The sequence below is a fragment of the Nocardioides pymetrozini genome (genome assembly GCF_046058985.1).
GTDB lineage: Bacteria > Actinomycetota > Actinomycetes > Propionibacteriales > Nocardioidaceae > Nocardioides.
In genome coordinates this window covers 211,868-238,648 of the sequence record NZ_CP175557.1, presented here as the reverse complement: position 1 = coordinate 238,648, position 26,781 = coordinate 211,868, and the positions used below count along the sequence as shown (strand labels likewise).

The following is a 26,781-nucleotide window of genomic DNA, read 5'->3' as shown; positions in this document are numbered from 1 at the left end:
CCCGACGAAAGGGCCAACCCATGACTCCGACCCTCGAACTGCGAGGAATCCTTCCCGCGGTCATCACCCCCTTCACCGAGGACGGCTTGCGCATCGACGTAGAAGCGCTCCGCACCCACGTCCGCCGGCTGGTCGATGCCGGGTGCGGCGGCTTGATCCCCGGCGGCACGACGGGCGAGTTCGCAGCCCTGACCATCGATGAGCGCAAGCTGCTGCACGAGACCGTCATCTCAGCGGCCGGGGGTGAGGTGCCGGTGCTGCCTCAGACGGGAGCACTCACGGCTGTGGAGGCGATCGAGCTGACGCAGCACGCACAGCGGTCCGGCGCTGCCGGGGTGATGGTCATCCCCCCCTTCTTCGACGAGCTGACCTTTGCCGAGATCCGCTCCTACTACGTGGCTGTCGCCGATGCCGTCGAGGTTCCGGTGATGCTCTACAACATCCCGGGAGCCACGGGACAGCACCTGTCGCCCGGGCAGCTCGCCGAGCTCGCGTCCGTGCCCGGCGTCACATCGATCAAGGACAGTGGTGCTGACGCCACAGCGCTCACCGCGCTCCTGCTGGAGCACGGCGACGACGTCCAGGTCGTCAACGGATGGGACACCTTCACCTTCCTCGGCCTGGCGTCCGGCGCGCAGGCATCAGTGTGGGGAGCCGCGAACATCTTCCCCGAGCTCGCCGTTGAGCTCTTCGAAACGATTGTCGACCGGGAAGATCTGAAGGCTGGGCGGGCTTTGTGGCGCCGGCTGTTCCCGGTTGTCGAGTTCCTGGAGAAGCAGTCCTACGCCACCCGGGTCAAGACCGCCTGTGCGCTCCAGGGCAAGCGGGTCGGCCCGGTACGCGCTCCGCTACTGCCGCTTCCGGCTGAGGATGAGGCGTTGCTCGTCGAGCTACTCGAGGCGGCCGACCTTCTGCCCGCCGACGCGCTCGTCCGCTGACCCGATCAACCTCTCGGGCTCAAATTTCAATCCCGTGAATAGGAGTGACCATGTCAAAGTCGTCGAACCCGAGCATCTCCCGGCGCAGCCTTCTCCAGTCCGCCGGCCTAGGTCTAGCGGCGGTCGCGGTGACCGGCGTTGCCGCGGGATGCAGCTCCTCCTCCCCTGGCTCTGGGAGCACCTCCGGGAAGCCTGTGAGAGGAGGCACCCTACGGGCCGGTCTCACCGGCGGAAGCACCAGTGACACGCTCGACGCTGCGCAAGCCCTCAACAACGTCGACTTCGCCCGCAGTGCGGCGCTCTACGAGCCACTCATCGGCATGAACAACGACGCCCACGGTGTCAACGTGCTGGCCGAGTCGATCGAACCGAGTTCGGACGCGACCTCGTGGACGATTCGCCTCAAGCCCGGAATCACCTTCCACAACGGCAAGCCGGTCACAGCCGACGACGTGCTCTTCACGCTGCGTCGCGTCATCGACAACGGCTACGCCGGATCGGCGGCGCTGGTGCCAGTTGACATCGAGAATGCCCGCAAACTCGACCCGCGCACGCTCAAGCTCCCCTGCCACCGCCCGTACTCGGTCCTGGACGAGGCTATGTACGCCAACTCGTTCTACCTCGGCATCGTGCCCACCGACTACGATCCGATGAAGCCCGTGGGTACCGGCGCTTTCACGTACAAGTCCTTCACCCCCGGCCAGGAGAGCGTATTTGCGCCGTATTCAGACTATTGGGGAGACGCGGCTTACGTGGACTCCTTGGTCATCAGCAACTATGACGACGAGACCGCGCAGCTGAATGCACTCCAGTCCGGGCAGATCGACCTCATCAACCAGCTCTCGTCGACCTCCATCGAGGTCGCGAAGGCATCCGGCCAGGTGCTCGTCTCCCAGGGCGGCGGCTCCACGCCGTTCGTCATGCGCTGCGACAAGCCACCGTTCAACGACGTGCGCGTTCGCCAGGCACTTCGCCTAGTGATCGACAGACCTGCTCTCAATGACGTGGTCTTCAACGGCGAGGCAACCATAGGCAATGATGTCTTCAGTCCCTGGGACCCCAACTACGACAGCTCGATCCCGCAGCGTGAGCAGGACATCGACCAGGCGAAGTCTCTGCTTGCCTCGGCTGGACAATCCGATCTCACCGTCACGCTCGTCGTCGCCGACATCTCGTACGGCGCGGTACAGGCGGCGCAGGTCTTCGCCGACCAGGCCAAGGCCGCCGGAATCACCGTCGAGATCCAGAAGGTCACGGTCGCCGAGTTCTTCGGAAGCAACTTCCTGTCCTGGGACTTCTCCGTGGACGCGTGGTACTACGCCCCCTACCTCAGCATGGCGGGGTACACGACGACGCCGAACGCACCGTACCCTGAGACCCACTTCAGCAACGAGAAGTACAACAGCCTCTACGAGCAGGCCATTTCGACCGTCGACGCCGATGCGCGGCGAGAGTTGTCCCACGAGATGCAGCAGATCGACTATGACGAGGGCGGCTACATCATCCCGCAGTTCTCTGCGTCGATCGATGCCGCGAGCAAGAAGGTGCACGGTATGGCAACAGCGAAGACCGGACTGTCCTTCGGGAACTTCGACTTCAAGTCGATGTGGATCTCATGACAGCCGCCCCTGCTGCCGGCGGGGTCCGGCCGACGGTCGCCAAGTCCACCGATCCGTTCGAGGCTTTCACCGACGAGGACTGCATCCACTGGCTGTGGTCGGCGCGGTACAGCGACGACGGCTCGCACGCCCAATGCACCAACTGTGGCAAGATGCGTCGGTTCCATCCTGTGCGTCGCCGCGGCTGCTACAGCTGCGACAGCTGCGGGCACCACGTCTTCCCGCGCGTCGGGACGATGTTCGAGCGCTCGCGGGTTCCGCTACGCACGTGGTTCGCCGCCATCTACGAGCTCGAGAGGCACCCGGACACGGACACCTTCGCGCTCGGTGCACGCCTGGGGATGACTACGGCACAAGCAAAACGCGTCTGCAGCCGCGTCGCTCAAGCTGCGACCGACAGCGGCGAGGCAGCAGAGCTCGCCCGCATCGCGAGCGCTGTCGAGTCATGGAACGAGCAGTGGCACAGTCAAGGCAAGACCAGGCAGTCGCGTCGCAACGAGACGGACCTCACCCGCATCAAGATCTTGGACGCCACGGTGCAGGTGATCGTCGACCGCGGCTACTCGGACGTTCGCGTGAGCGACGTGGCGCAGCGCGCCGGGCTGTCCACGGCGACCGTCCACTACCACTTCGAGACGAAGTACGAGCTCCTCTTCGCAGCGCTCAGCAATGCCATGCGTTTGTGGTTCGAAGAGGGCGACGTGGACGAGGAAGGCGACCCGGTGACGCGCCTGGGTGCAGCGCTGCGACACGCGGTCGTGGCCTCGCCCGACAGGACGGATCAGATCGTCTGGATGGACTTCTCTCGCCTCGCCCTCCGCGACTCCCGATGGGCGGCGCGTCTCGAGGAGCTCTGCCTCACCTGGGACGCGCGGATGAGAAGCATCATCCAGGACGGCGTGGACCGCGGCGTGTTCCGGTGCGTCGGGACCGTGGACGACGCGGTGATGCGGATCCAAGGGCTCATCGACGGTCTCGCAGAGCGAGTCATGCTCGCCTACAGCGACTCCCCAGCCCCGCGAGTCTACCGGCTCGTAGCAGAGGCAGCAGCCATGGAGCTGAGGATAGACGCCCAAGAGCTCATCGAGGCGATCGACGCCGAGCTCCCCGAACCGGCGGTCGCGCCGCCTCTGGCCTCCGAGACCGTATCTCCGTTCCGAAGGAACAGGCCGTGACCATCAAGCGCGGCACCTACCCCGCCACTCAGTTCGACTCGACGCCCGGAGATCGCGCAGACGTAGTGGTTGTCGGCTCTGGTCCGTCGGGCGCAACCCTCGCCAAGGAACTGTCGGCCATGGGATTCCACGTGGTGTGCCTCGAGCAGGGCCGGTGGATCGACACCCACGAGTACACCGGCAACCGCGACGAGTACGAGCTGTCGACGTACGGACGTTGGCACAGCAGCTCGAACGTGCGCGCCATGCCGGAGGACTACCCGCTCAACCTTGCGGACAGCGACGTCAGCCCGGTCATGTACAACGCAGTCGGCGGCGGCAGCATTCACTTCGGGGCCTACTGGCACCGCTATATGCCGAGCGATTTCAAGCTCCGCACGCTCTACGGCGTCGCGGACGACTGGCCGATCTCCTGGGACGACCTTGCCCCGCACTACGACGCGGTCGACCGTGACTTCGCCGCGGCGGCGATGCCAGGGGACACCGCCTTCCCGCAGACGCCGGGGGTGACACTGCCGGCTCACCCGATCAACGACTACGGTCGCCTGTTCGCGCAGGGGATGAACAAGATGGGGTGGCACTGGTGGCCAGCCTCGAACGCGATCGCCAACACTAACCGGAACGGTCTCGTGCCGTGCGTCCGCTACGGCGTCTGCGAGGCCGGGTGCCCCAACGGCTCCAAGGCCAGCGTCGACATCACCCACTGGCCGGTGGCGCTGAAGCACGGTGCCACGCTGGTGACGGGGGCGAGGGTTCGCCAGCTCGTCATCGACGAGCGCAGCACCGTGGACAGCGCGGTCTTCCTCGACGACGAAGGACGAGAGCACCGGATCAAGGCGGACCTGTTCGTCCTCGCCGCCAACGGCATCGGCACCAGCCGACTTCTCCAGCTCTCGACCTCGTCGCGCTTTCCCAGCGGGCTCGCGAATTCGAGTGGGCTGGTCGGCAAGCGGTTGATGCTCAACCCGACAGCGATGGCGGTCGGCATCTTCGACGAGGAGCTCGCCAGCTGGTACGGCCCTGCGGGCAATACTGCCCACTCCTTCGAGTTCGTCGAGACGGACGCTACGCGGGGCCATGTCCTGGGGGCATCGTGGGGCACAACTCCTGCTGGCGGACCGATCGCGGCGTACGCGCTCTCGACCGCCGCAGGTGGTGTGCGCGCAGGCGCCGGGATGCTGGACGGTGTCCGCGACATCCTGGGGCGATCCGTGCTGATGTCGATCTGTTCCAGCGACCTGCCCAATGAGAACAACAGGGTCACGCTTGACCGTGAGCTCACGGACTCCCACGGGATCCCGGCGCCTCGAGTCGAGTACACCAAGGACCAGAACAGCCGGGACCTGATCGAGTTCCACCTCGACCGCGCCACGGAAGCGCTCGAGGCGGCCGGTGCCGTACGGGTCCTGCGCTACCCGGAGATGCCCGACCAGCCCGGACACATCCTCGGCACCGCTCGGATGGGGACCGATCCCGAGACCTCGGTCGTCGATCCCTATGGCCGCGCTCACGATGTGCCGAACCTGTTCATCGTCGACGGCAGCGTCTTCCCGTCAGCGGGGACCGTGGGGCCCACGAACACGATCAGCGCGTTCGCCCATCGCACGGCGCACCACATCATCAACCGCGCCATGGAGCAGGAGGACTGATGCCAGCCGCCAACTCCGATCTCCCGCAGGTACAGATCGATGCCTTGGAGGAGCTCGCCGAGATCATCACGCCAGCCACACCGGGCTTCCCGTCGTGTGCCGACGCCGACCCCGACGGCGAGGTTCTGGCGCTGGCGCTGCGGGAGTTCGTACGCGACATCCCACGGATCACGCGATACCTCAGCCAGGTTGCGCAGCTGACTGCGCCGGAGAGATCAGACCTGTCCGCGCTCGAGGCACTGGACCCCGACGGGTTCGGGATCGTGTGTGACCTTCTCGTCGGCCGCTACCTCACCTGCCGCCCGGTCTGGAAGCTGCTGGGATACCCGGGGCGCGTCCCGGCCCAGCCAGCACCGGACGAGGCGGAGTTCTTCCTGCGAGATGACCTGCTGCTCCCCGTCGTCGAGCGAGGTCCGATCTACACCGTCCCGCCTGCCTGACGCGCGAGCCGTGCCGCGGCCGCCTGAGACGGCGGCGACATCAAACGACAGTCGATCAAAAATCAGTCAGGTCGACAATAAGAGAGCCCTGGAGACCCGCCCATGACCCTGAACACGCCTCCCGTCGCTGGTCCCGGCGCCGTCCGCACCGCGCCTGAGCCGACAGTGAGAAGGACACAGGCGTTCATCGGCGGTGCCTTCGTCGACGCCCAGTCGGGCCGCACGTTCCCCACCTTCGCGCCGGCGACGGGCCGTGCGCTGGCCGAGGTGGCCGACGGCGGAGCTGAGGACGTCGACCGCGCCGCGGCCGCCGGACGCGCGGCCTTCGACTCGGGGCTTTGGGCATCGCCGAGCGTTCGGCGTGACGCGCTGATGCGCCTGGCCGACCTCGTCGAAATCCACGCGTCTGAGCTCGCCGTGCTGGATGCGATCGACGCAGGGAAGCCGATCACGGACTGCGAGACGCAGGACATCCCCGAGGTCGCCCATCTGTTTCGCTGGTACGCCGAGGCGATCGACAAGGTCTTCGGCAAGGTCTCACCCAGCGTGGACGGTGCTCTCGGTGTCATCTCGCGTGAGCCCGTGGGCGTCGTGGGCATCGTCGTGCCATGGAATTACCCCGCCGTCATGCTCTCGTTCAAGGCGGCCCCAGCTCTCGCGGCCGGAAACTGCGTGGTCGCCAAGCCGGCGGAGCAGGCGCCGTTGAGCGCGTTGCGTCTCGCTGAGCTGGCTGCCGAGGCGGGCGTCCCGTCCGGTGTGTTCAACGTGGTTCCCGGCAATGGACCGACGACCGGTCGCGCGGTTGGTGAGCACCCGCTGATCGACGCCGTCGCCTTCACGGGTTCGACGGAGGTCGGTCGGGCGTTCCTCCGCTATTCCGCCGACAGCAACCTCAAGAACGTTGTCCTCGAGCTGGGCGGGAAGAGTCCTCAGATCGTCATGTCCGACATGAAGGACGACCTTGAAGCTATCGCTGCGGACCTCGCGGGTGCAGCATTCGGGAATGCCGGCCAGAACTGCACCGCTGGGTCGCGTGTACTCGTAGCGAACTCCTTGCGTGAAGAGCTCACTGAGCGACTCGCTCACGCTGCGGCTCGGATCCGAGTGGGGGACCCGCTCGACTACGCCACGCAGATGGGCCCGCTCATCGAGCCGGCATCGCTTGCGCGTGTCTCGCGATATGTGGGGGAGGCGGCTGGCAGCGGAGCCACGGTGCGCGTTGGAGGCCAGGCGGTGCTGGAGGAGACGGGCGGCTACTTCTACCCGCCCACGGTGGTGGCAGACGTAACCCCTGACCTTCCGATCGCTCGCGACGAGATCTTCGGTCCCGTCGTGTCAGTTCTCGGATTCGACGCAGAGGAGCAGGCGGTCGCTATTGCGAACGACAGCAGCTACGGACTGGCTGCAACCCTCTGGACACACGATGTCGACGTGGCGATCCGAGTGTCCCGCCGGGTGCGGGCCGGGACGGTCGCTGTGAACGGCTACAGCGAAGGCGACATCACCACGCCCTTCGGAGGACATCGGATGTCCGGGTTCGGCGGACGGGACAGCGGCGTCGAGGCGCTGGAACAGTACACCGAGCTCAAGACGACGTGGTTCACGCTGCGATGACTCGGGGCGTGGGTCCGGGAGTAGGTCCCGGGTGACACTGCACACCACCATGCCGAGCTTCCGGCTGGAACAGTACTTCGCAGCGTGGGAGTTCACCGCCAAGTTCAACCTGGCAGCGTCCGACCTGGAGACACGTCGCATCAGCGACCTCCTCGCGGTAGCGACCGACGAGGACCGTGAGGCGTTCAACGACCTCGCGCTGGGCTACACGCCTACGTGGGGCGGGGACCACTTGCGTGAGGCGATCGCCTCGACGTACGCGACACTGTCAGCTGACGAGGTACTCGTCTTCGCCGGGGCCGAGGAGGCGATCTTCTGGGCGATGCAAGTCCTCTCCGGGCCGAACGACCACGTGATCATGACGGTCCCGAACTATCAGTCGATGGAGACTGTGCCGCTGAGGACGGGGGCGCAGGTGAGCGGCGTGGTCCTCGATTCGGCACAGGGATGGCGACTGGATCTCGATGAGGTACGTCGGGCGTGGCGGCCGAACACGAGTCTTGTCGCCGTCAACTTCCCCAACAATCCCACAGGTGCGCTACCGGACCAGCAGACGTGGCGCGAGCTCGTGGACCTGTGCGTCGAACGAGGAGTGCGGCTGTTCAGCGACGAGGTGTACAGAGGGCTGGAGCCGGAGCCGAGCCTGACGCTGCCTCAGGCAGCCGACATGCATCCCGCCGCCGTGTCACTCAACGTGCTGTCCAAGTCCTTCGGACTCGCTGGGCTGCGCATAGGTTGGGTCGCCACGCACGACCACGGGCTGTTGGAGGAACTCGAGCGACACAAGCACTACACCACGATGTGCAACTCGGGCCCGAGCGAAGCCTTGGCGACGATCGCGATCAAGGCACGCGAGGAGATATGGGCGAGCAACCGGCAGAGGATCTCGAGCAATCGACCGCTGTTCGACGACTTCTTCGAGCAGCACGTCGAGCTCTTCGACTGGAGCCCGCCCCAAGCGGGGTGCGTGACGTTCCCCCGCTACCTGGGGAGGAACGGAGTCGATGCCATGACCGCGGAACTGGTCGAGCAAGCCGGCGTGCTGTTGCTGCCGGCCAGCCTCTTCCGATCCGATCTGGCTCCCGTGCCGGGTGATCGGTTCCGGATCGGCCTCGGAAGGCGAGGCGCGGAGGAGGCTCTCGCCGCGTTCGACGGCTTCCTGCGCGCGCGGAGCACACACCGCATCGGTGCAGACAGGAGGGGGTGAGCCGGATGAGCTATCCGGAGCTGGACACGCATTTCATCGGGGGTGCGTTCGGATGCGGAGGGGGCGAGGTTCACGACGTCATCGACCCGTCTACAGGGGAGACGATCTGGTCCTTCACCGCAGACACCAAGGACGACGTCGACGCCGCGATCTCGGCCGCCGGGTCCGCGTTCCCGGGGTGGGCAGGCGCAACGCCGGCTGAGCGGTCGAAGGCGCTGCTGCGGCTTGCCGCGGAGCTCGACGGCTTGGCGGAAGCGCTCGCCCAGGCTGAGACCTCGCAGGCAGGCAAGCCGATTCGGTTGAGCCGCGAGTTCGACGTGCCGGGGTCGATCGACAATGTCACGTTCTTCGCCGGCGCTGCTCGGTCACTGGAGGGCAAGGCGGCGGCGGAGTACTCGGGCGACCACACCTCGTTCATCCGACGGGAGGCCCTTGGCGTCGTCGGATCGATCTCGCCGTGGAACTATCCGCTCCAGATGGCGGTGTGGAAGATCCTGCCGGCGATCGCCGCAGGCAACACCATCGTCCTCAAGGCGTCCGAGCTGACCCCGATCACGACACTCATGCTCGCCCGCGCGTGCCACACCGCAGGGATACCTGATGGTGTGGTGAACGTGGTGAACGGGCCGGGTCGCACCACCGGCGAGGCGCTGGTGGGTGATCCGCGGATCGCCATGACGTCATTCACCGGATCGACCACGGTCGGTCGTCATATCGCGGGCCTCGCTGCCAGCAACGGGACGCGGGTGCATCTTGAGCTCGGGGGCAAGGCGCCCTTCGTCGTGTTCGACGACGCCGACCTAGAGGCCGCGATCCGTGGTGCTGTGGCAGCCGCGCTCATCAACTCCGGCCAGGACTGCACGGCGGCTACGCGTGCCTACGTGCACCGATCGCGGTTCGGCGAGTTCGTCGAGGGGGTGGCCGACCTCATGGATGCGGCCCGTCTCGGGCCAACGCGGTGCGAGGACACGGATCAAGGCCCTCTGATCTCGACGCAGCACCGGGACAGGGTCGCGAGGATGGTGGACGTGGCGCGGGCCGAGGGCGCCCGGGTGGTCACAGGCGGTCGTACGCCGGGCGGCTCGCTCGATGCCGGCGCCTACTACGAACCGACCCTTCTGGTCGACGCGGACCAGCGCAGCAGCATCATCCAGGATGAGGTCTTCGGGCCGGTTCTCGCCGCGCTGCCGTTCGATGATGACGAGCAGGCGTTCGACCTCGCCAACGACGTGCGCTTCGGTCTCGCGGCGTCCGCATGGACCACCGACGTGTTCCGGGCACAGCTGGCCGGCCGTCGACTGCAGGCCGGCACGGTGTGGATCAACGACCACATCCCGATCATCTCCGAGATGCCCCACGGCGGAATGAAGAGCTCCGGCTACGGCAGGGACATGTCGTCGTACTCGCTGGAGGAGTACACGCAGGTCAAGCACGTCATGTCCGAGCTCACGGGGTCCATCAGCAAGCCGTGGCACCAAACGATCCTCCACCTGGACCGGGCGCCGGACTCCGAGCCGGCCCCATGAGGATCCTTGCCATCGGCGCCTCCGGCACCATCGGGAGCGTAGTTGCCGCTCGGTTGACCGGTCGCGGCCACGAGGTCATCACCGCGAGCCGAAACGGTTCGATGTTCTCTGTCGACATCGCTGAGCCGAGGTCAGTGCAGGATCTGTATACGAACGTCGGTGAAATCGACGCTGTGGTGTGTACGGCCGGCAGCACGCCGTTCGGACGCTGGCAGGAACTCGGCCGACCGGAATGGCGGACGGGGCTGGACAACAAGCTGCTCGGACAGGTCGAGGTAGTCCTTGCCGGCCGTCGGTGCGTTCGCGAAGGTGGTTCGTTCACCTTGACCACCGGTGTGCTCTCCCGCGAGCCGGTGCCCACTGGCAGCATTGCATCCGCAGTGAACGGCGCACTCGAGTCGTGGGTTCGTGCCACCGCGCTCGAGCTCTGGGGCTCGGTCCGTGTGAACTGCGTCAGCCCGCGGTTGCTCAGGGAGTCGTCGGCGGCGTACGGCACTGTGTTTGCCGGGCACCCCACAGTGCCGGCAGAGACGGTCGCCGACGCCTTCGTTCGCTCCGTGGAAGGCATGGAGAGCGGCAGAGTTTTCGAGCCGTGATGCTTCCGGACCAGAAGAGTCGGCAACAGGAGATGAACCCGCTCATCTCCTGTTCCCGGCGCGAGCGGATCTCGACCGTATCCGTGAGATGCCCTGGCGGTGGGTGGCTGCGAGCTGCGCATAGGTTTGCACCTGACGAAGGTTCTCGGTGACCTCATCGTCGGTCAAAGTCCGTCGGACTCGTGCTGGGACGCCGACGAGGAGCGAGCGGTCCGGAAACTGGCCGTCCGTGGCCACCACCGCGCCGGCCGCGATCATCGAGTCCGAACCGATGCGCGCATGGCTCAGGACGATCGATCCCATCCCGACGATCGTCCCGGACCCGATGTAACAACCGTGGAGTATCGCGCCGTGACCCACAGATACCTGCTCGCCGATGTGAGCAGGAGCGCCCGCATCGACGTGGACGACAGCGTTGTCCTGGATGTTCGAGCCGGCGCCGATCGTGATCGTCGCGTCTTCCGCCCGCAGCACAGCGCCGTACCAGACGCTGCTGTCTGGGCCGAGCGTGACCGCGCCAGCGACCACGCTGCTCGGGGCGAGCCATGCTCCTCGTGCGACGGCAGGCCGAAGATGGCCGAGGGGGATCACGAGCGCCCCTCTGGTCATACGCACCGCATCGTCAGACCGCCGTCAACCGGCAGGCACACTCCATTGACGTACTGGGCCTCGTCGCTCGCTAGGAAGAGTGACGCGTTCGCCACGTCCCAACACGTGCCCATCTGACCGGTCGGACTCGCGGCGCAACGGGTCTCCAGAAGCTTGTCCACCGACGCCGCCTGGCTGTGGAGTTGCCGGCGCACCATCGGGGTGTCCATGAAGCCGGGCGCCACCGCGTTCGCGCGGATGCCGCGGTCCCCGTACTGGACGGCGAGCGACACGGTCACCTGGTTGACCGCAGCCTTGCTGGCCATGTATGCGGGATAGGGATAGCCGACGTCTCTCAGCGAGGCGATGGACGACACGTTGACGATCGCGCCACGACCGCGCTCGAACATCGTCGGGAGAACGTGCTTGGTGGTGAGGAAGACGGTGTCGACGTTGATCTCGAACGCGCGGCGCCAGTCCTCGTAGCTCAGCTCGACGGGACCGCCGAGGACGGTGACGCCGACGTTGTTGTGGAGCACGTCGATCGTGCCGAACCTCTCCAACGCCGCCTCGACGGCGGACAGGACGGCTGCACCGTCGGTGGCGTCCGCAGTGATCGGAAGTGCCACGCCACCTTCCGTCGTGATTGCTGACGCGGTCCGAGCCGCGCAGTCCGGATCCAGGTCGACGGCAACGACCTGCGCACCGGCGCGCGCGTAGAGGAGCGCCGCCGCCTGCCCGTTGGTGACGCCGTCCGTGCCGGCGCCCGCGCCGAAGACGATCGCCACTCGCCCTTCCAGGTTGCCGATCCCAGCCACCACCAGCGTCCTCCTTGGTTTCGTGCGCTGCCGACACACCCCGTGGCCGTCGCGTGAGTTTTGACGCGCTACGTGGTCGAGCCTGCGTCTCGTTCTCGCCGTCCGTCAACGATTTGTCGGCTTCTGTTTGCCGTTTCATTCCATGGAACGGAACGATTGCAGGATCCGCGAGTCTGTGTGCATCATGCGGCTATGACCGAGATCCGGCGACCGCCGCTGACCACTGGACAGGTCGTTGCCCGGGGAAAGCGTCTACAGCGTTCCGCGGCATGGAACGTGGCCCACGGCTCCGGCTTGGCAGAGACAACGCCGGGGGCGCAGAGCCTGCACCGGGGGTTGGTACTCCTCGACGTCGTCGCAGTCCTTGCTCGGGATCGTCCCCAGGGAGTCGCTCTGGCTGAGCTCGCTCGCGTGACCGGAGCACCGAAGTCATCGCTGCATCGGATCCTGCACGCCCTGTCCGAGGCCGGCTATGTGGAGCGGGTAGAGCCGTCGGGCACCTATCGGTTGGGCCTGCAGGCGAGCGTGTTGGGTCAGCTCGCAGCATCGAGCCACGACCGCGTGGTCGAGGCGGCTTCGGACAGCCTCATCCGCTTGGCCGAGCTGTCGGAGGACACCACATTTCTCACCGTGCGCCAGGGGACCTACGGGCTGTGCCTGCGTCGTGAAGAGGGAGCCGGCGCGATCCGCAACAACGCGATGGGGGTGGGTGACCGGCATCCGCTGGGCGTGGGCGCGGGGTCGCTCGCCATGCTCGCCGAGCTCGACGACGTAGAGGTCGACCAGGCGCTCGAGCGCAACGCGCCGGTCATCGCTCGGAACTACCCGCACATCAAGATCGACGTCCTGCGCCGGCTGGTCGACGAGACGCGGGCGAACGGATACGCGGTGAACCCCGGTCTCGCAGCGCCCGGGTCGTGGGCCATCGGTATCGCCGTCTGTGACCCGTCCGGCTCGCCCCGCGCCGCGCTGAGCATCGCCAGCATCGAGCAGCGACTGAGCGGCGCGCGCCGGGTGGACCTCGCCGCTGCGCTCCGCCGCGAGGCCGCCCTGGTCAAGGCGGCCGTGACCGACCCGCTCAGCGCATGACCGGTCGCGACGCGACACCATCCCCCACGTCGTCAGGAATCTCGTTGCTCACCTCACGCTCCACTCCCCATCTCACCGGCTGGTCGCACACGGTGTTCGGGAAGCATCCCGAAGCCGACCTTGAGTCACTGGTCGCGCAGGCAGCGGATGAGGCGCTGAGCCACGCCCAGCTTGACGCGGGCGAGCTCGACGCCATCTACGTGGGGGTCTTCAACGCAGGCATGTCGGCCCAAGCCTTCGAGGCTGCCTTACCCGGAGTCGGACGGCCGGAGCTGGCGCGCACACCTGCCACGAGGGTGGAGAATGCGTGTGCGACGGGGTCGGCAGCGCTGTACGCCGGCCTGGACGTCATCCAGGCCGGGCGAGCACGCAACGTCCTGGTCGTGGGCGCTGAGCACATGACGGCAGCTGACCCGCAGACCGTCAACGACTCCCTCCTCGCCGCGAGCTATCGTCGGGAGGAAGCGGCGGCGGGGAGCTTCGCGGGCATCTTCGGTCAGATCGCACACACCTACTTCGCCCGGTACGGCGACCACAGCGCGACGCTGGCGGAGATCGCCGCGAAGAACCACCGCAACGGAGTCGCCAACCCGGTCGCTCACATGCGCAAGGATCTCGGCGTCGGGTTCTGCAACAAGGTCTCTGATCGGAATCCCCTGGTCGCCGGACCCCTGCGACGAACGGACTGCTCGATGGTCTCCGACGGTGCCGCCGCTGTGGTGCTTCAATCGGCGGAGGTCGCCGGTGGTGCGCCACGCGCGGTCAGGTGGCGGGGACGGTCCCACGCCAATGACCTCCTGCCGCTCGGCCGCAGGCGGGATGTGCTCGAGCTCGCGGGCGCGCGGGCCGCGTTCCAGGGAGCGATGGCGGAGGCAGGTGCCACCCTCGATGATCTCTCGCTCCTCGAGACTCACGACTGCTTCACGATCGCAGAGCTCCTCGAGTACGAGGCATTCGGCTTGGCAGGACCGGGGAAGGGGGCGGGCGCGCTCGAGTCCGGGATGGTCGCTCCCGGGGGTGCGCTGCCGGTCAACATGTCGGGCGGGCTGAAGGCGAAGGGCCATCCCATAGGGGCGACCGGGGTGTCACAGCACGTCTTGGCCGCCGTACAGCTGACCGGAGAAGCCGGCGACATGCAGGTGCCCGGTGCTGAGCTCGCGGGCGTCTTCAACATGGGAGGCGCCGCTGTCGCGAACTACTTCTCCGTCCTCGAGCGCGTTCGATGAACCGCATCCAGAATGTGCACTCGTCCCAAGGAGCGTCGTGACGGTCACCAGTGCACTCCGGAGTCTGCCCGGCCTCGACCGTTCGACGCGGCGTACGCCGAACTTGGCAGCAGCGCTGCAGCAGACCGCGCGCCGGACGCCGCACCGCCCCGCTGTGGTCTTCAGAGACTTGCGCTGGACCTGGGGTGAGCTTGATCGTCGCGTAGACGCTCTCGCCGCAGCCCTTCGTGGCGCAGGCGTCGCCCCCGGACAAGTGGTGCTGACCCATTCTCCGAACTGCCCGGACCTGCTTACCGTCATGTACGCGGTGTGGCGGGCAGGCGCTGTCTGGGCGCCCACCAACTATCGGCTGGATCCGGACGACGTCGCAGGGCTCGCTCGTCACACTCAGCCTGTGCTCTTCGTCTGTCACCGCGACTACGCGGACCACGCTGCGGCGCTCGCCGGCGTTCCTGTGTGGTGGCTCGGCGATGATCCCTCCCGCCACGCCGGCCCGGCCGACGTCGAGCAGCTCATCGAGGCGCACGCGGACCAGCGACCTGAACGCTACGACCCACGTTGCGATGACCCAGCCTGGTTGTTCTTCACCTCCGGATCGTCCGGCTCTCCCAAGGCGGCGGTGTTGACCCACGACCAGATGCAGTTCGTCGTCACCAACCATCTGGCCGACCTGATGCCGGACCTGAGGGCCGAGGACGGGACGCTTGTCGTTGCCCCGCTGTCACACGGGGCAGGTATCCACGTGACCATGCACGTCGCGAGAGGGGCGCGCATCGTCCTTCTTCCCGACAGGCGACTCGACCCTGCTGTTGCGTGGTCACTCGTCGAGAAGGAACGGGTCTCGACAATGTTCACAGTGCCGACGATCCTGAACCGCCTGGCCCAGCATCCAGCGGCGGCGGCGTTCGACCGCTCGTCGTTGCGCTACGTCATCTACGCCGGCGCACCGATCACGGCCAAGGACCTTGCTCGTGACCTCGAAGCCCTGGGCCCTGTCCTCGTCCAGTACTACGGACTCGGCGAGGTCACCGGGAACATCACCGTCTGGCCGCCCTGGATGCACTGCGCCCCGGAGCCCGGATCGAGTCCGACGGCCGGCTACGAGAGAACCGGCATGCAGGTCAGCATTCAGGACAGCGCCGGAAACGAGGTGGATGATGGCGAGCGCGGAGAGATCTGTGTCTGCGGGCCGGCCGTCTTCGCCGGCTACCTGAACAACGACGAGGCGAACCAGAAGGCCTTCCGGGCCGGCTGGTTCCGAACCGGCGACATCGGCTACATGGACGAGACGGGAATGCTCTTCATCACCGGACGCGACTCGGAGATGTACATCTCCGGGGGATCGAACATCGATCCACGCGAGGTGGAGGAGAAAGTGCTCAAGCACCCAGACATCGAGCAGGTCGCGGTCGTCGGCGTACCGGACGCCGAGTGGGGTGAGGTCGGCTACGCCGTCTGCGTGCTCCGACGTGGCGCCGCGTCCACCGTGCCGGACCTTGTGGAGTGGTGCGCGCTGAACATGCCTCGCTACAAGGCCCCACGTCGGGTGATCGTCGTCAGCGAGCTCCCCACGTCGGGCTACGGCAAGGTCACCAAGGTCCTCCTGAAGCAACTGCTCGAGGAACTTGGGGAGTGGCCGACCCCGGTCTCGGCACCGTGACCGCTGCAGTCCCGGCAGAGCGCTTCCTGTCCGCGCTGGACGGATTCGGTATCGAGCGCGATCGTGTTCGCAATCGCGCTGTGGATCTGGCGGGCCGCGCAGCCGACGCCTCTCACTACCAGCTCACGCCCAGCGTCGTGGTCGTTGCCCAGGACGCAGACGATGTCGCACGAACTCTGGCTGCAGCGACAAAAGAGCGTGTTGGCGTCACCTTCCGGTCCGGCGGCACAAGCCTGTCCGGGCAAGGGGTGACCGATCAAGTTCTCTTGGACACTAGGCGGCACTTCCGTGGCGTCAGGGTCCTCGACGACGGCCGGCAGGTGCGAGCCGAGCCTGGGGCGACGGTGAGGACCGTCAATGCTGCTCTCGCCCGGTTCGGTCGCCGGCTGGGACCAGACCCCGCCAGCGAGGGCGCGTGCACGATCGGTGGCGTCATCGCCAACAACTCGAGCGGGATGAGCTGCGGTATCCACGCCAACGCCTACAGAACGGTCCTCTCGCTAGACCTGCTGCTGCCCGGCGGGACGCGGATCGAAACGGGGGAGCCGGGCGCTGACGACCTGCTGCGCCGAAAGGAACCCGCGCTCTATGGCGGCCTTGCCCGGCTACGCGACCGGACCCGCGCAGAGCCGGAGGATGTGGCGACCATTCGGCGTCTCTTCGCTATCAAGAACACCGTGGGGTACAGCGTGAACGCGCTGCTCGACCACGATCGAGCGATCGACATCCTGGCCCACCTGATGATCGGCAGCGAGGGAACGCTCGGATTCGTCGCAGCCGCGACGTTCGCGACCGTACCCGCGCCTAGGCACGCGACCACGGGGCTTCTGGTGATGCCGACTCTCGACGAGGCGGCGGCGCTCGTGCCCACGATCGCGGCGACAGGAGCCGCCAGCATCGAGCTGATGGATGCCCGGTCGCTCCAAGTGGCTGCCTCGGGCGACCGACCGCTGCGTGGGCTGACTCACGAAAGCATCGGCCGCCAAGCCGCCCTGCTCGTAGAGTTCCACGCCGACTCGTCAGAGGACCTTGCCGCCGCTGAGCATCGGGCCCTCGACGCATTCGCCCATGGGGTGGCGGGAACCCGCCGTCCGACCCGGGACGCTCACGAGCGCGCTGAGCTCTGGCAGGTCCGCAAGGGTCTGTACACCGCGGTCGCAGGCGCGCGGCCGGCCGGGACGACTGCCCTTCTGGAGGATATCGCGGTCCCGCAGGAGCAGCTTTCGGCAGCGTGTCGCGGCTTGGGTGCGCTCTTCGACGACTTCGGCTACGAGGACAGCGTCATCTTCGGTCACGCTAAGGACGGAAACGTGCACTTCTTGGTCAACGAGGAGTTCGCGAACGAGTCCGGGGTGGAGCGTTATCGCCTCTTTACCGAGGCAATGGTCGATCTCGTTCTCGAACACGGCGGCACATTGAAGGCCGAGCACGGCACCGGGCGGGTCATGGCGCCGTTCGTGCCGCGGCAGTACGGACCGCGACTGTTCCAGGTGATGCGTGAGATCAAGGACCTGTGCGACCCCGCCGGCATCATGAACCCCGGCATCGTGCTGACGACCGACCCGGATCTCCATCTGCGCGACCTCAAGGTCGTCACGGCGGTCGAGGAAGAGGTGGATCGGTGCACCGAGTGCGGCTACTGCGAACCGGTGTGCCCGAGTCGGGACCTGACCTTGACGCCGCGCCAGCGGATTGCCGTGCGACGTGCCGCAGCCACCGCGCTCGAGCGGGGGGAGCACGAGTCAGCGCAGGAACTGCTGGACGAGTTTCATTACGACGGCGTGCAGACGTGCGCGGCCGACGGCATGTGCCAAACGGCTTGCCCGCTATCGATCGACACGGGTGCCCTGGTGCGCCGTCTTCGGGCCGAGGCAGCCCCGGCCACCCAGTCCCGTGCTGGAACGTGGACAGCCCGCCACTGGCGGGCGACAACGGGCGCGGTTCGGCGCGGTCTCAATCTCGCCGCCCGGCTGCCCCGAACCGCTGAACTGCTGACGCTGGGCGCGCGGCGCGTCGTCAGCCACGAGCTGCTCCCGCTCTACCCGGGACTTCCGGCGGCAGGCCGTGCTCGTGTCCCATGGCAGTTCTCGGAGCCGGCGGCGATCGTCATCCCCAGCTGCACGGTCGGCATGTTCGGTTCGGAGGCGCAGCCCGATGCGTTGGAGGCGCTTCTCTCGCTCTGCCGCAAGGCCGGCCTCGACCTTGCCGTGCCTGAGCGCCCGGCCTCGCTCTGCTGTGGCACTCCGTGGTCGTCCAAGGGACTGCTCGAGGGGTACGGCCATATGGTCGACCGGCTCCGCGGCGCGGTCGACGCAGTCGACCCGAGTGGCGACATGCCCGTGATCGCTGATGCGTCCTCCTGCTCAGAGGGACTCGTGAAGGCGCTCGAGCAGGTCGGTCGGAATGTGGAGGATGCCGTCTCGTTCGTCGCGCGCGAGGTCGTCCCTCGGATCTCGGTGCGACGAGTGGAGGCACGACTGGCGGTCCACCCGACCTGCTCCTCCCACCGGCTCGACGCCTCTGCAGCGCTGTTCTCACTCGCGCAGGCGCTGTCGGACGACATCTTCGTTGCTCGGTCCTGGGGATGCTGTGGATTCGCCGGCGACCGAGGTCTCCTGCACCCGGAACTGACGAACGCAGCGACCCGGGTGCAAGCCGACGAGGTGATCGCAGCTGAGGCCGATGAGCACATCTCGTGCAACCGCACGTGCGAGCTCGGCATGACTCTGGCCACCGGGCGTGGCTATCGACATGTCCTCCAGTTGCTGGATGCGCGGTCCGAACCGCTAGCCCCCACGCGCTAGCCCTGCGCTCAACGAGTTGCTGTTCCCCGCCTCGACGCGCGAGCTCGCGGCGGCACGCGGCACGTACGCGGACCTCTAGGGGTGCCGACCCCCGAGTGTGCACGGGCCGGCGCGAATCGCAATAGTCCATCTGCAATACGGCTCTTTGCTTAGGGACGTACATGTTCTTAAATAGCGATACACACGCAGGTACTTGCTCGAAAAGATCGCCCTATTTGCAGGTATTGATGCGGGTTGACAGTCGGGGGTGGAAGAACGTCTACTTAATCCGACAGTCAATTCAATATCGTGCCACTGAGTCGAGGAAGTGTTTATTGTGAGTTTGGAGATCTACCCCAACTCACCGATGACGGCGTATCCGCCGTCAGGCAACTGCCGGACGATCTACGGCGACCCCTCCGGTGCACGAACGACCCCCGTGATCATGGAGTGGGAGCTTGTCCAGGGGGAATTCTCTGACGAGCACCCTTACGACGAGATCAACTTTGTTCTCGATGGCGAGCTTCATGTGGAATCGGAGGGCGAGTGCGTCGTCGCCCAGCAGGGAGACACCGTGCGGGTCCTTGCCGGGAGTATCGGCGTCTACCGTGCCCCTCGTTATGCGCGGATGCTCCTCGTGTACGACCACAATCCCTTCGGGGTGGAGACCGCGGTTCATTTCAATCGCTCGCTTCGGTCCACAAGCGAGAACGAGAGCTCGACCGTATCCGCCTAGGCCGCTCGCTTTCCAGCGCCTTACTCGACGACCGCATTTGTTGCATCCCTTGATTCAGGAGATTCTCATGTCCTTTCACCGATTCAAGCAAGTTTTCGCAACTCTTTCCGTACTCGCTGTTTTCGTGGCAGGCGCCTGCTCGGTTGACGACGTCAAAGGCGAGTCGTCGGCTCTAGTCTCGGAAGAGGTCAAGTCCGCAGCCGCCGGCGAGGGTGAAGTGATCGTGGTGAGGAACAACTGGACGGGCCAGATGATCTCCTCCGAAGTTGGCGCGCAGGTGCTGGAGCGAATGGGCTTCGAGATCGAGATCCAGACCTTGGACAGCATCGCGATGTGGCCCGCGATCGCGAAGGCGGACAACATGCTTCAGATGGAGGTCTGGCCGCCGGTGCAGAAGCCCCAGATGCAGGAGTGGATCGACGACAATGGCGAAGCCACCGTCGTCGGGGAGAACGGTTACGCCGGCACGGAGGGCTGGTACGTGCCCACCTACGTGATCGAAGGCGACGAAGAACGTGGGATAGAACCGACCTGCCCTGGGCTGCCCGACTACCAAGCTCTCAACGACTGTGTCGAGATCTTCGCCACGAGCTCGAGCGGTTCGAAGGGGCGGTACCTGTCAGGCGATCCCTCGTGGGGCGAGTACTACGGCGACGAACAGAGGATCGAGAATCTGGGCCTCGATTATGTGATGGAGTTCGCCGGCTCCGAAGCCGCACTCGCTGCCGAGATCAAGCGTGCCTATGACCGAGGCGAACCGATCCTTGCGCTGATGTGGTTCCCCCACTTCATCACCTCGCGCTACGACCTCACACAGATCGAGTTCCCGCCGTACACGGAAGAGTGCTGGAAGACCACGTATGCCTGCGGTTGGGAGGACGGCCCCGCCTTCAAGGTGGTGTCCGACGAGTTCGAGCAGAGGTTTCCCCTTGCGTACCAGGTCGTCGAGAAGATCGAGATCCCGACTGACGCGCTGGTGGACATGATCGTCCGAGTCGACGGCGACGGGCTCACCGTGGAAGAGGCCGCGTCCGAATGGCTTGACGACAACGAGGATACGTGGACCAGTTGGGTTCCAGAGGTCAACTGACCGTACTCCCAGCCGCGGATGCGAGACGAGCTGATGGCCGGTCAATCGATTGTCGTCGAGCGGGACGCGGTGGCTGCGGAAACGCCTTTAACAGCTTCGGGTGCGTTCGCAGGCACTAGCATCTCGGTAACTGACCTGTGGAAGGTATTCGGTCGACGCCCTGAGGCCGCACTGAAACTTCTACGTGACCCGACCAACCAGGCTGACGAATTCGATGGAACCGGCTGTACGCCCGCGGTTCGCGGAGTCTCGCTGGAGGTATCTGCTGGCGAGATGTTCGTCGTCATGGGCTTGTCCGGTTCAGGCAAGTCTACGCTCGTCCGCTGTTTGACACGTCTGATCGAGCCGACCGCCGGTACTGTGCGGTTCGGGGAGTTGGATGTGACGGGTGCTGGGCGCCGGCAGCTGCGTGACTTCCGCCGGTCCCAGGTCTCGATGGTGTTCCAGCACTTCGGCCTGATGCCGCACCAATCAGTCGTCGAGAATGTCGCCTACGGCCTTCGCATCCGAGGTGACGCACGAAGAGAGCGCCTCGATCGGGCCCGGAAGATGCTGTCGCTGGTGGGGCTGGATGGCTGCGCCGACCGCTTCCCCGAAGAGCTGTCGGGTGGCATGAAGCAGCGGGTCGGACTTGCCCGTGCGCTCGCTGTCGACCCCAGCGTCCTACTGTTCGACGAGCCGTTCTCTGCGCTCGACCCGCTGATCCGCAAGGAGATGCAGGACGAGATCGTGCGCCTGCATCGAGTGGTCGGGAAGACGATGGTGTTCATCACCCACGACCTCGACGAGGCACTGCTGCTGGGTGACCGTATCGCCATCATGAAGGACGGCGAGTTCGTCCAGGTCGGCAGGGGCGAGGACCTGGTCGGGGCGCCAGCCAACTCATACGTCGCGGGGTTCGTCCGGAACGTTGCGAGAGCGAATGTACTTCCGGTGCGATGGATCATGGACAGCCCAGTCGTCACGTCCGGGACGGCGGCCGCCGTGTCGGTGGGCACTTTGATCCGTGACGCCGCCTCGATCGTCCTGGCGAGTCCGGAACCGGTCCGGGTCGTCGAGTACGACCGAGTGGTCGGCGTCCTGACCAGGGAATCTGTCCTGGCGGCGCTGGCGGGGCAGCCAGCATGAGTCTGGTCATCATTTCGCGGCGTCCGGGACGACCGGCCGCGGTGGCCTTTCTGACATTCATCGCGGTCGCGTTCGTGATTCCTGGCGAGTTCCCTGCGGGCTGGCGTATCGATGTTGGTTCCCGGCTCGCGACGTGGAGCGATTCGCTGATTGAAGCGACATCCGGATTCACCGATCCCGTCGGGCAGTTTGTGGAGTCCATCTACGCTGACCTCGTCCTCCGACTGAGCCTCGTGCCCGCGCTTGAGGTCGCGACGGCGTTCGTCGGCATGGTCTTGTTGATCGCAGGGTGGCGCCTCGCAGGACTCGCTGTCATCGTCGTGGCGTGGCTGGTCGCGACCGGGCTCTGGTCGGCAGGGCTCGAGACTATGGTGCTGATGGCGTTGAGCGTGCTGGGTGCGACTGTCCTGGGTGTGGCCGTGGGCGTCAGCTGCTCCGTCGTGCCGAGGATCCGGTCGCTCGTCCTCGGCTGCATGGTCGGCATGCAGACCGTTCCTGTTTTCCTCTATCTCATTCCCGTCGTCCTTGTCTTCGGGCCGGGTAACACCGCAGCCGTGTTCGTCACTCTGGTGTACTCGGTGCCGCCCGTGGTTACGCTCACGGATCTCGGACTCCGTCAGGTTCCGTCGGACCCGTTGGAAGCAACGGCATCCATGGGCGCTACGCGCTGGCAAGCGCTCCGATGGACCGAGCTTCCGATAGCGCGTCCTCAGATCATCGCGGGCGTGAACCAGGCAGTGATGCTGGCGATCGCGATGTCGATCATTGCCGCGATGATCGGAGCCGAAGGACTCGGCAGCCCGGTGTGGAGCAGCTTGGGTCGCCTGGAGTTCGGCCGCGCCCTCGACGCGGGCGTCGCCCTCGTCCTGATCGCGGTGCTGCTGGACAGGTCCACCGCCTCGCTGAGCGAGCTTACGAGACGGCGGCGGGGCACTTCCGCGACTGCGGTCTCTCGCATCGGGTCCCTCTCCTCCATCAGGTTCCGCAGCTGTGTTGCGCTGATGGCCGTGGGGGTCGCGGTTGCCGCTGTGGCTCTGAGCTCCCAGTTGCGCAATCTCGATTTCTCTCATGCACCGGAGAGCATGAGATTCACTTTTCGAGGACACGTCGACGCGTTCGTCGATGAGGTCAACTTGCGCGCCGGTGACTTCTTGGCGGGCATGAAGGACGCGTTCGTGCTGCATGTGTTGGGTCCGCTCAACCAACTTCTCGCGGACATTCCTTGGCTCGGGGTCGTTGCTGGAATGGCCTGGGTCGGGAGTGTCCTGCTGGGTCCCAGCCGAGGGCTTCTCATCGCGGTGGGACTGGTCAGCATCGGCTTGGTAGGCATGTGGGATCAAGCGGTACTCACGGTGTCCGCGGTGAGCGTCTCAGCGGCGATCGCCATCGTCGTCGGAGTCCTATTGGGCATTGCTATGAGCGCTTTCAAAGCGGTCGAACGTGCGGTGCGCCCGATGCTCGATGTCCTGCAATCGATTCCGATCTTCCTGTTCGTCCTTCCGAGTGTGATCATCCTCGGTTCAGGTCCCGCAGCGGGGATCATCGCCACCGTGATCTACTCACTGGCCCCGGTAGCTCGGCTGACGGCGCTCGGCCTCAAGGAGATCGATCGAACGGTGCTCGAAGCTGGACACAGCATGGGCGCAAGCTGGTGGCAGACCTTGCGTCAGGTGCGAGCACCGCTCGGCATGCCGATCATCCTGACGGGCATGAGCCAGACGATCCTTCTTGCCTTCGCGATGAGCGTCGTGAGCGCCTTCATCGGAACCCCCGGACTAGGACAGGTGATTCTTACTGCGGTGGGCCAGGCCGACCTGGCAGCCGGTGTTGAAGCGGGGTACGCGATGCTCGTCCTGGCACTCGTCGCGGCCTCGATCATTCAAGGCCTCACCCGGGTTGCGCCGGGAGCGCGCGCAATGCCGACCCACGAGCGCCGCGCGGTCTAGCTTGTCGTCCGACAGCCGACAAGGCTGCGCAGTTTGCGAGCCGCGATCGCGGTCGAGCCCTCGTGACGGCACCCAACCATTGGAAATGGAGCGAGTAGTGCAGCAGGTCCAGGCAGTCATCGCGCGGAGCAAGGGCGCGCCGGTGGAGATCGCGACGATCAAGGTGCCGGACCCGGGTCCGGGTGAGGCGGTGGGCGATCACAGCTCGGACGTGACACGCGCTCCCCTCGACAAGGGAGCCGTCCGTCGGCATGCGCCACTTGATGGTGCGGCCAGCTCGCTCCGCGAGGGCGAGACCACCGCTGGCTCGGATACAGTCGGCCGGTGTCGATTCCTGCAATGATGACCGAGATTGCCGCCGCCGTGGAGGAGCTGCTCGCCGACGGGGTCGCTCGAGAGCCGGAGTCAATCGTCGAAGGTTTGACGTCTCGCGGTGTGGATCTGGGCGTAGCCCCTGACGACACGATCGCCGACGTTCTCGATGACGACGAGCTCTGTCCGCACGTCTGGGAGCTGGACGAGCGTTACGTGCTGCTGCCTGCGTTACTGCGGGATCGGACCTTCACGCACCGACTGACCGCCGCGGAGGCCGAGCTCGACTTCCTCAATGTCTCCCCGGATCTGGAGCCGGTATCGCTGCTCACCGAGGTTGAGCGTTATCGCCGGCTGACCGACGGCTCGGCCGTCGAGGAGGTGGTGGTCGGGTACGACGACGGCGTGCTGGCCGAGCGCGGCGTATCGCTTGACGACGTGGACGAATGCGTCTGGCTGCTGGATCGCGGGGTCTGGGGACGGCTCGGCGCGTCCGCCGGGGACCTGGTCGGCATCATCGTCCGTGCCGAGGGCTTCGAGTTGACGCTCGTCCGCGCACCAGGCGCCCCCGACGGCTGCGTACACGCGATCGCGTCAGCAGCCAGTGGGGTGGGCTTGGACGAGCCGATGCAGATCATGGACGTGGTGTGGCTGGCGTGTGCGGACAACCCGGAGCTCTTTCGTGCCGCGACCATGCCGCTGACCGCACTTCTGGACTCGGCCGGACTCGCATGGAACGGCGAGTTGCTGGCGCCGGCGGGATTCGACTTCGGATCGTGGCGGGTCAGCAAGCGCGTCTCTCGTGTCGCGGCTCTCCATCGACTCGACGAAGACCATGCGCTGGCGGTTGTGGTGATCACCCGGCTGTACAGGGAGGTCGCCGACGTCGTCGCGTTCGCTCAGGAGCTCGAGGGTGCGGGGGAGCCGCTCGACGAGCTGTTTCAGGAAACCGATGATGGCGCCGCAGCACCGACGTTCGGTCCCGCCGAGCCCCAGCGCGAAAATGAGCGCGAGATGGCGGTCCGCGAGACCCTTGAGTTCCTTCGTGATCCGGCTGTCGCCGAGTCGGTGCTGGTGGAGACGATCGGGGCTGGGGTTGACGGAGCGGCCGCTCTGGGAGCGTTCGCCGAGTCTCTGGAAGGAGAGGCACCCTCCAAGGCCCGTCCCGCGTTGCGGTGGCTGCGTGGGAAGGCGCTGGACCGGCTCGGGGAGGTCATCGAGGCCGAGCAGGCGTTCGAAGCGGCCCTGACGCTGGACGCGGACTGGGAGCCGGCGCTCTACGACCTTGCCCGCTATGCCAGTGACCGTGGCGACGCCGAACGAGGGCTGTCGCTGCTGCGCCGAGCGGGCGCACCCGCCGACGACGAGCTCGTCGCACTGCTCGAGCAGTTCCGGCCGACAGAGCGCAACGACATCGGACGCAACCAGCCGTGCTGGTGCGGTTCGGGCCGCAAGTACAAGGTCTGTCACCGCGGCAGGGAGTCGTTGCAGTTGGGAGATCGCGCGGCGTGGCTCTACCAGAAGGCAGGTGCCTACCTGGCGGATGGCCCCTGGCGCGGGGAGATCGTGGAGGCGGCCACCTTACGCGCCCAGCACCAGGACGACCCGATGGCAACCTACGCCGCCGTGCGGGACCCGCTCGTCGCCGACGTCCTGCTGTTCGAGGGCGGTGCCTTCGAAGCCTTCCTCACTGAGCGGGGAGTGCTGCTTCCCGACGACGAACGACTGCTCGGCGACCAGTGGCTACTCGTCAGTCGCTCCCTGTTCGAGGTGGAGGATGTGCGGGTGGGCACAGGGTTCACCGTCCGCGACCTGCGCACCGGCGACCGCAGCGAGGTGCTGGATCGAGCGGCCAGCCGCAGCCTCAAGGTCGGGATGCTGATCTGCGCCCGGTTGGCCCCCGTCGGCGACACCGTCCAGTGCTTCGGCGGGATGGAACCGGTCGCTCTCCACCAGCGTGACGACCTGATCCGACTGCTCGACGGCGAACCCCATCCGCTGGAGCTGATCGAGTTCCTCTCCCGACGCTTCGCTCCACCGGTGCTGCAGAACACCGAGGGCGACCCCCTGGTCCTGTGCGAGGCGACGCTGCGTAGCCCGGATCCGGCCGCGCTCAGCTCGCGGCTCGACGAGTCCTACGATCGGGCCGACGACGATTCGGACGCGCCTGTCTGGTACGAGCACGTCGTCACCCACGGCCTACGACGGATCCGCGCGAGCCTTGCGCTCGAAGGCGACATCGTCCGGATCGATGCCAACAGTGTCGAACGGTTCGACCGCATCCTCAACGCCTTGTCAGAGATGCAGCCCGGGCTAGACGTCCTGGAACAGACCCGTCGACCGGCCGCGGACGCGCGGGAAGCAATGAGCCGCGCGCCCCGCGGTGGCCATTCGCTGTCCACGCTCGACGCCGAGGACCCGGCGATCGCCGCAGCAGTGGAGGAGATGATCCACCAGCACGAACAGGCCTGGTTCGACCAGCCCATCCCTGCCCTCGACGGTGCCACACCCCGCCAGGCAGCCGCCGACCCGACCCGCCGGCCGGACCTGATCCGGCTCCTCGACAGCTTCGGCGCGCCCAGCCCGGGCGCGATGAACGCGGATCGACTCCGCGCCGAGCTTGGACTCTGACGGTCTGCCG

20 protein-coding genes are annotated in these 26,781 nt (G+C 66.4%); 18 read left to right on the top strand and 2 right to left on the bottom strand.

Translation table 11 applies throughout. From position 1 onward, the window contains the following. Positions 1-20 precede the first annotated feature (20 nt). From ACJ5H2_RS22785 to ACJ5H2_RS22745, 9 genes are all read left to right on the top strand, one after another. Positions 21-938, top strand: coding sequence for a dihydrodipicolinate synthase family protein (locus tag ACJ5H2_RS22785; RefSeq protein ID WP_408899737.1), 918 nt, complete (start codon positions 21-23; stop codon positions 936-938). Between the two features lie 50 nt (positions 939-988). Further along, on the top strand, positions 989-2,557 hold the full coding sequence (locus ACJ5H2_RS22780) for an ABC transporter substrate-binding protein (RefSeq protein WP_408899736.1): 1,569 nt from the start codon (positions 989-991) through the stop codon (positions 2,555-2,557). Continuing rightward, on the top strand, positions 2,554-3,732 hold the full coding sequence (locus tag ACJ5H2_RS22775) for a TetR family transcriptional regulator (protein ID WP_408899735.1): 1,179 nt from the start codon (positions 2,554-2,556) through the stop codon (positions 3,730-3,732). The genes ACJ5H2_RS22780 and ACJ5H2_RS22775 overlap by 4 nt, the downstream gene beginning before the upstream one ends. After that, a complete protein-coding gene (locus ACJ5H2_RS22770; RefSeq protein ID WP_408899734.1) occupies positions 3,729-5,381 on the top strand; it encodes a GMC family oxidoreductase in 1,653 nt (550 codons plus the stop codon). The genes ACJ5H2_RS22775 and ACJ5H2_RS22770 overlap by 4 nt, the downstream gene beginning before the upstream one ends. After that, positions 5,381-5,821, top strand: coding sequence for a hypothetical protein (locus ACJ5H2_RS22765; protein ID WP_408899733.1), 441 nt, complete (start codon positions 5,381-5,383; stop codon positions 5,819-5,821). Before ACJ5H2_RS22770 ends, ACJ5H2_RS22765 begins: the two co-directional genes overlap by 1 nt. 102 nt (positions 5,822-5,923) lie before the next feature. Continuing rightward, on the top strand, positions 5,924-7,435 hold the full coding sequence (locus ACJ5H2_RS22760) for an aldehyde dehydrogenase family protein (RefSeq protein ID WP_408899732.1): 1,512 nt from the start codon (positions 5,924-5,926) through the stop codon (positions 7,433-7,435). Between the two features lie 49 nt (positions 7,436-7,484). Next, positions 7,485-8,642, top strand: a complete 1,158-nt coding sequence (locus ACJ5H2_RS22755; protein ID WP_408899731.1) for an aminotransferase class I/II-fold pyridoxal phosphate-dependent enzyme — start codon at positions 7,485-7,487, stop codon at positions 8,640-8,642. Between the two features lie 5 nt (positions 8,643-8,647). Beyond that, a complete protein-coding gene (locus ACJ5H2_RS22750; protein ID WP_408899730.1) occupies positions 8,648-10,168 on the top strand; it encodes a gamma-aminobutyraldehyde dehydrogenase in 1,521 nt (506 codons plus the stop codon). Beyond that, complete coding sequence (locus ACJ5H2_RS22745) at positions 10,165-10,764, top strand: short chain dehydrogenase (RefSeq protein ID WP_408899729.1); 600 nt, start codon at positions 10,165-10,167, stop codon at positions 10,762-10,764. Before ACJ5H2_RS22750 ends, ACJ5H2_RS22745 begins: the two co-directional genes overlap by 4 nt. 42 nt (positions 10,765-10,806) lie before the next feature. Here the strand turns inward: ACJ5H2_RS22745 and ACJ5H2_RS22740 are convergent, their stop codons facing one another. Both ACJ5H2_RS22740 and ACJ5H2_RS22735 read right to left on the bottom strand, forming a co-directional pair. After that, positions 10,807-11,355: a gamma carbonic anhydrase family protein gene (locus ACJ5H2_RS22740; protein WP_408899728.1), complete on the bottom strand. Its 549-nt coding sequence runs from the start codon at positions 11,353-11,355 to the stop codon at positions 10,807-10,809. Between the two features lie 14 nt (positions 11,356-11,369). Further along, a complete protein-coding gene (locus ACJ5H2_RS22735; protein WP_408899940.1) occupies positions 11,370-12,161 on the bottom strand; it encodes an SDR family NAD(P)-dependent oxidoreductase in 792 nt (263 codons plus the stop codon). Positions 12,162-12,362: 201 nt separating this feature from the next. On the opposite strand from ACJ5H2_RS22735, the gene ACJ5H2_RS22730 reads away from it, so the two are divergent. From ACJ5H2_RS22730 to ACJ5H2_RS22690, 9 genes are all read left to right on the top strand, one after another. Beyond that, the gene (locus ACJ5H2_RS22730) at positions 12,363-13,259 is read left to right on the top strand and encodes an IclR family transcriptional regulator (RefSeq protein WP_408899727.1); all 897 of its coding nucleotides are present in this window, start codon (positions 12,363-12,365) and stop codon (positions 13,257-13,259) included. After that, positions 13,256-14,485 carry an acetyl-CoA acetyltransferase gene (locus tag ACJ5H2_RS22725; RefSeq protein WP_408899726.1) on the top strand — a complete coding sequence of 410 codons (1,230 nt, stop codon included), beginning with the start codon at positions 13,256-13,258 and terminating at the stop codon, positions 14,483-14,485. The genes ACJ5H2_RS22730 and ACJ5H2_RS22725 overlap by 4 nt, the downstream gene beginning before the upstream one ends. Positions 14,486-14,522: 37 nt before the next feature. Continuing rightward, positions 14,523-16,145, top strand: a complete 1,623-nt coding sequence (locus tag ACJ5H2_RS22720; RefSeq protein WP_408899725.1) for an AMP-binding protein — start codon at positions 14,523-14,525, stop codon at positions 16,143-16,145. Further along, a complete protein-coding gene (locus tag ACJ5H2_RS22715) occupies positions 16,118-18,949 on the top strand; it encodes an FAD-binding and (Fe-S)-binding domain-containing protein (protein WP_408899724.1) in 2,832 nt (943 codons plus the stop codon). The genes ACJ5H2_RS22720 and ACJ5H2_RS22715 overlap by 28 nt, the downstream gene beginning before the upstream one ends. Positions 18,950-19,271: 322 nt before the next feature. Continuing rightward, on the top strand, positions 19,272-19,664 hold the full coding sequence (locus tag ACJ5H2_RS22710) for a cupin domain-containing protein (RefSeq protein ID WP_408899723.1): 393 nt from the start codon (positions 19,272-19,274) through the stop codon (positions 19,662-19,664). A gap of 67 nt (positions 19,665-19,731) precedes the next feature. Next, complete coding sequence (locus ACJ5H2_RS22705) at positions 19,732-20,754, top strand: ABC transporter substrate-binding protein (RefSeq protein ID WP_408899722.1); 1,023 nt, start codon at positions 19,732-19,734, stop codon at positions 20,752-20,754. 18 nt (positions 20,755-20,772) lie between these two features. Then, a complete protein-coding gene (locus ACJ5H2_RS22700) occupies positions 20,773-21,882 on the top strand; it encodes a glycine betaine/L-proline ABC transporter ATP-binding protein (protein ID WP_408899721.1) in 1,110 nt (369 codons plus the stop codon). Further along, positions 21,879-23,828 (top strand): ABC transporter permease, encoded by a 1,950-nt coding sequence (locus ACJ5H2_RS22695; protein ID WP_408899720.1) that lies wholly within the window; start codon positions 21,879-21,881, stop codon positions 23,826-23,828. Before ACJ5H2_RS22700 ends, ACJ5H2_RS22695 begins: the two co-directional genes overlap by 4 nt. Positions 23,829-24,152: 324 nt before the next feature. Next, positions 24,153-26,771, top strand: coding sequence for an SEC-C metal-binding domain-containing protein (locus ACJ5H2_RS22690; RefSeq protein ID WP_408899719.1), 2,619 nt, complete (start codon positions 24,153-24,155; stop codon positions 26,769-26,771). The last annotated feature ends 10 nt before the right edge of the window (positions 26,772-26,781 follow it).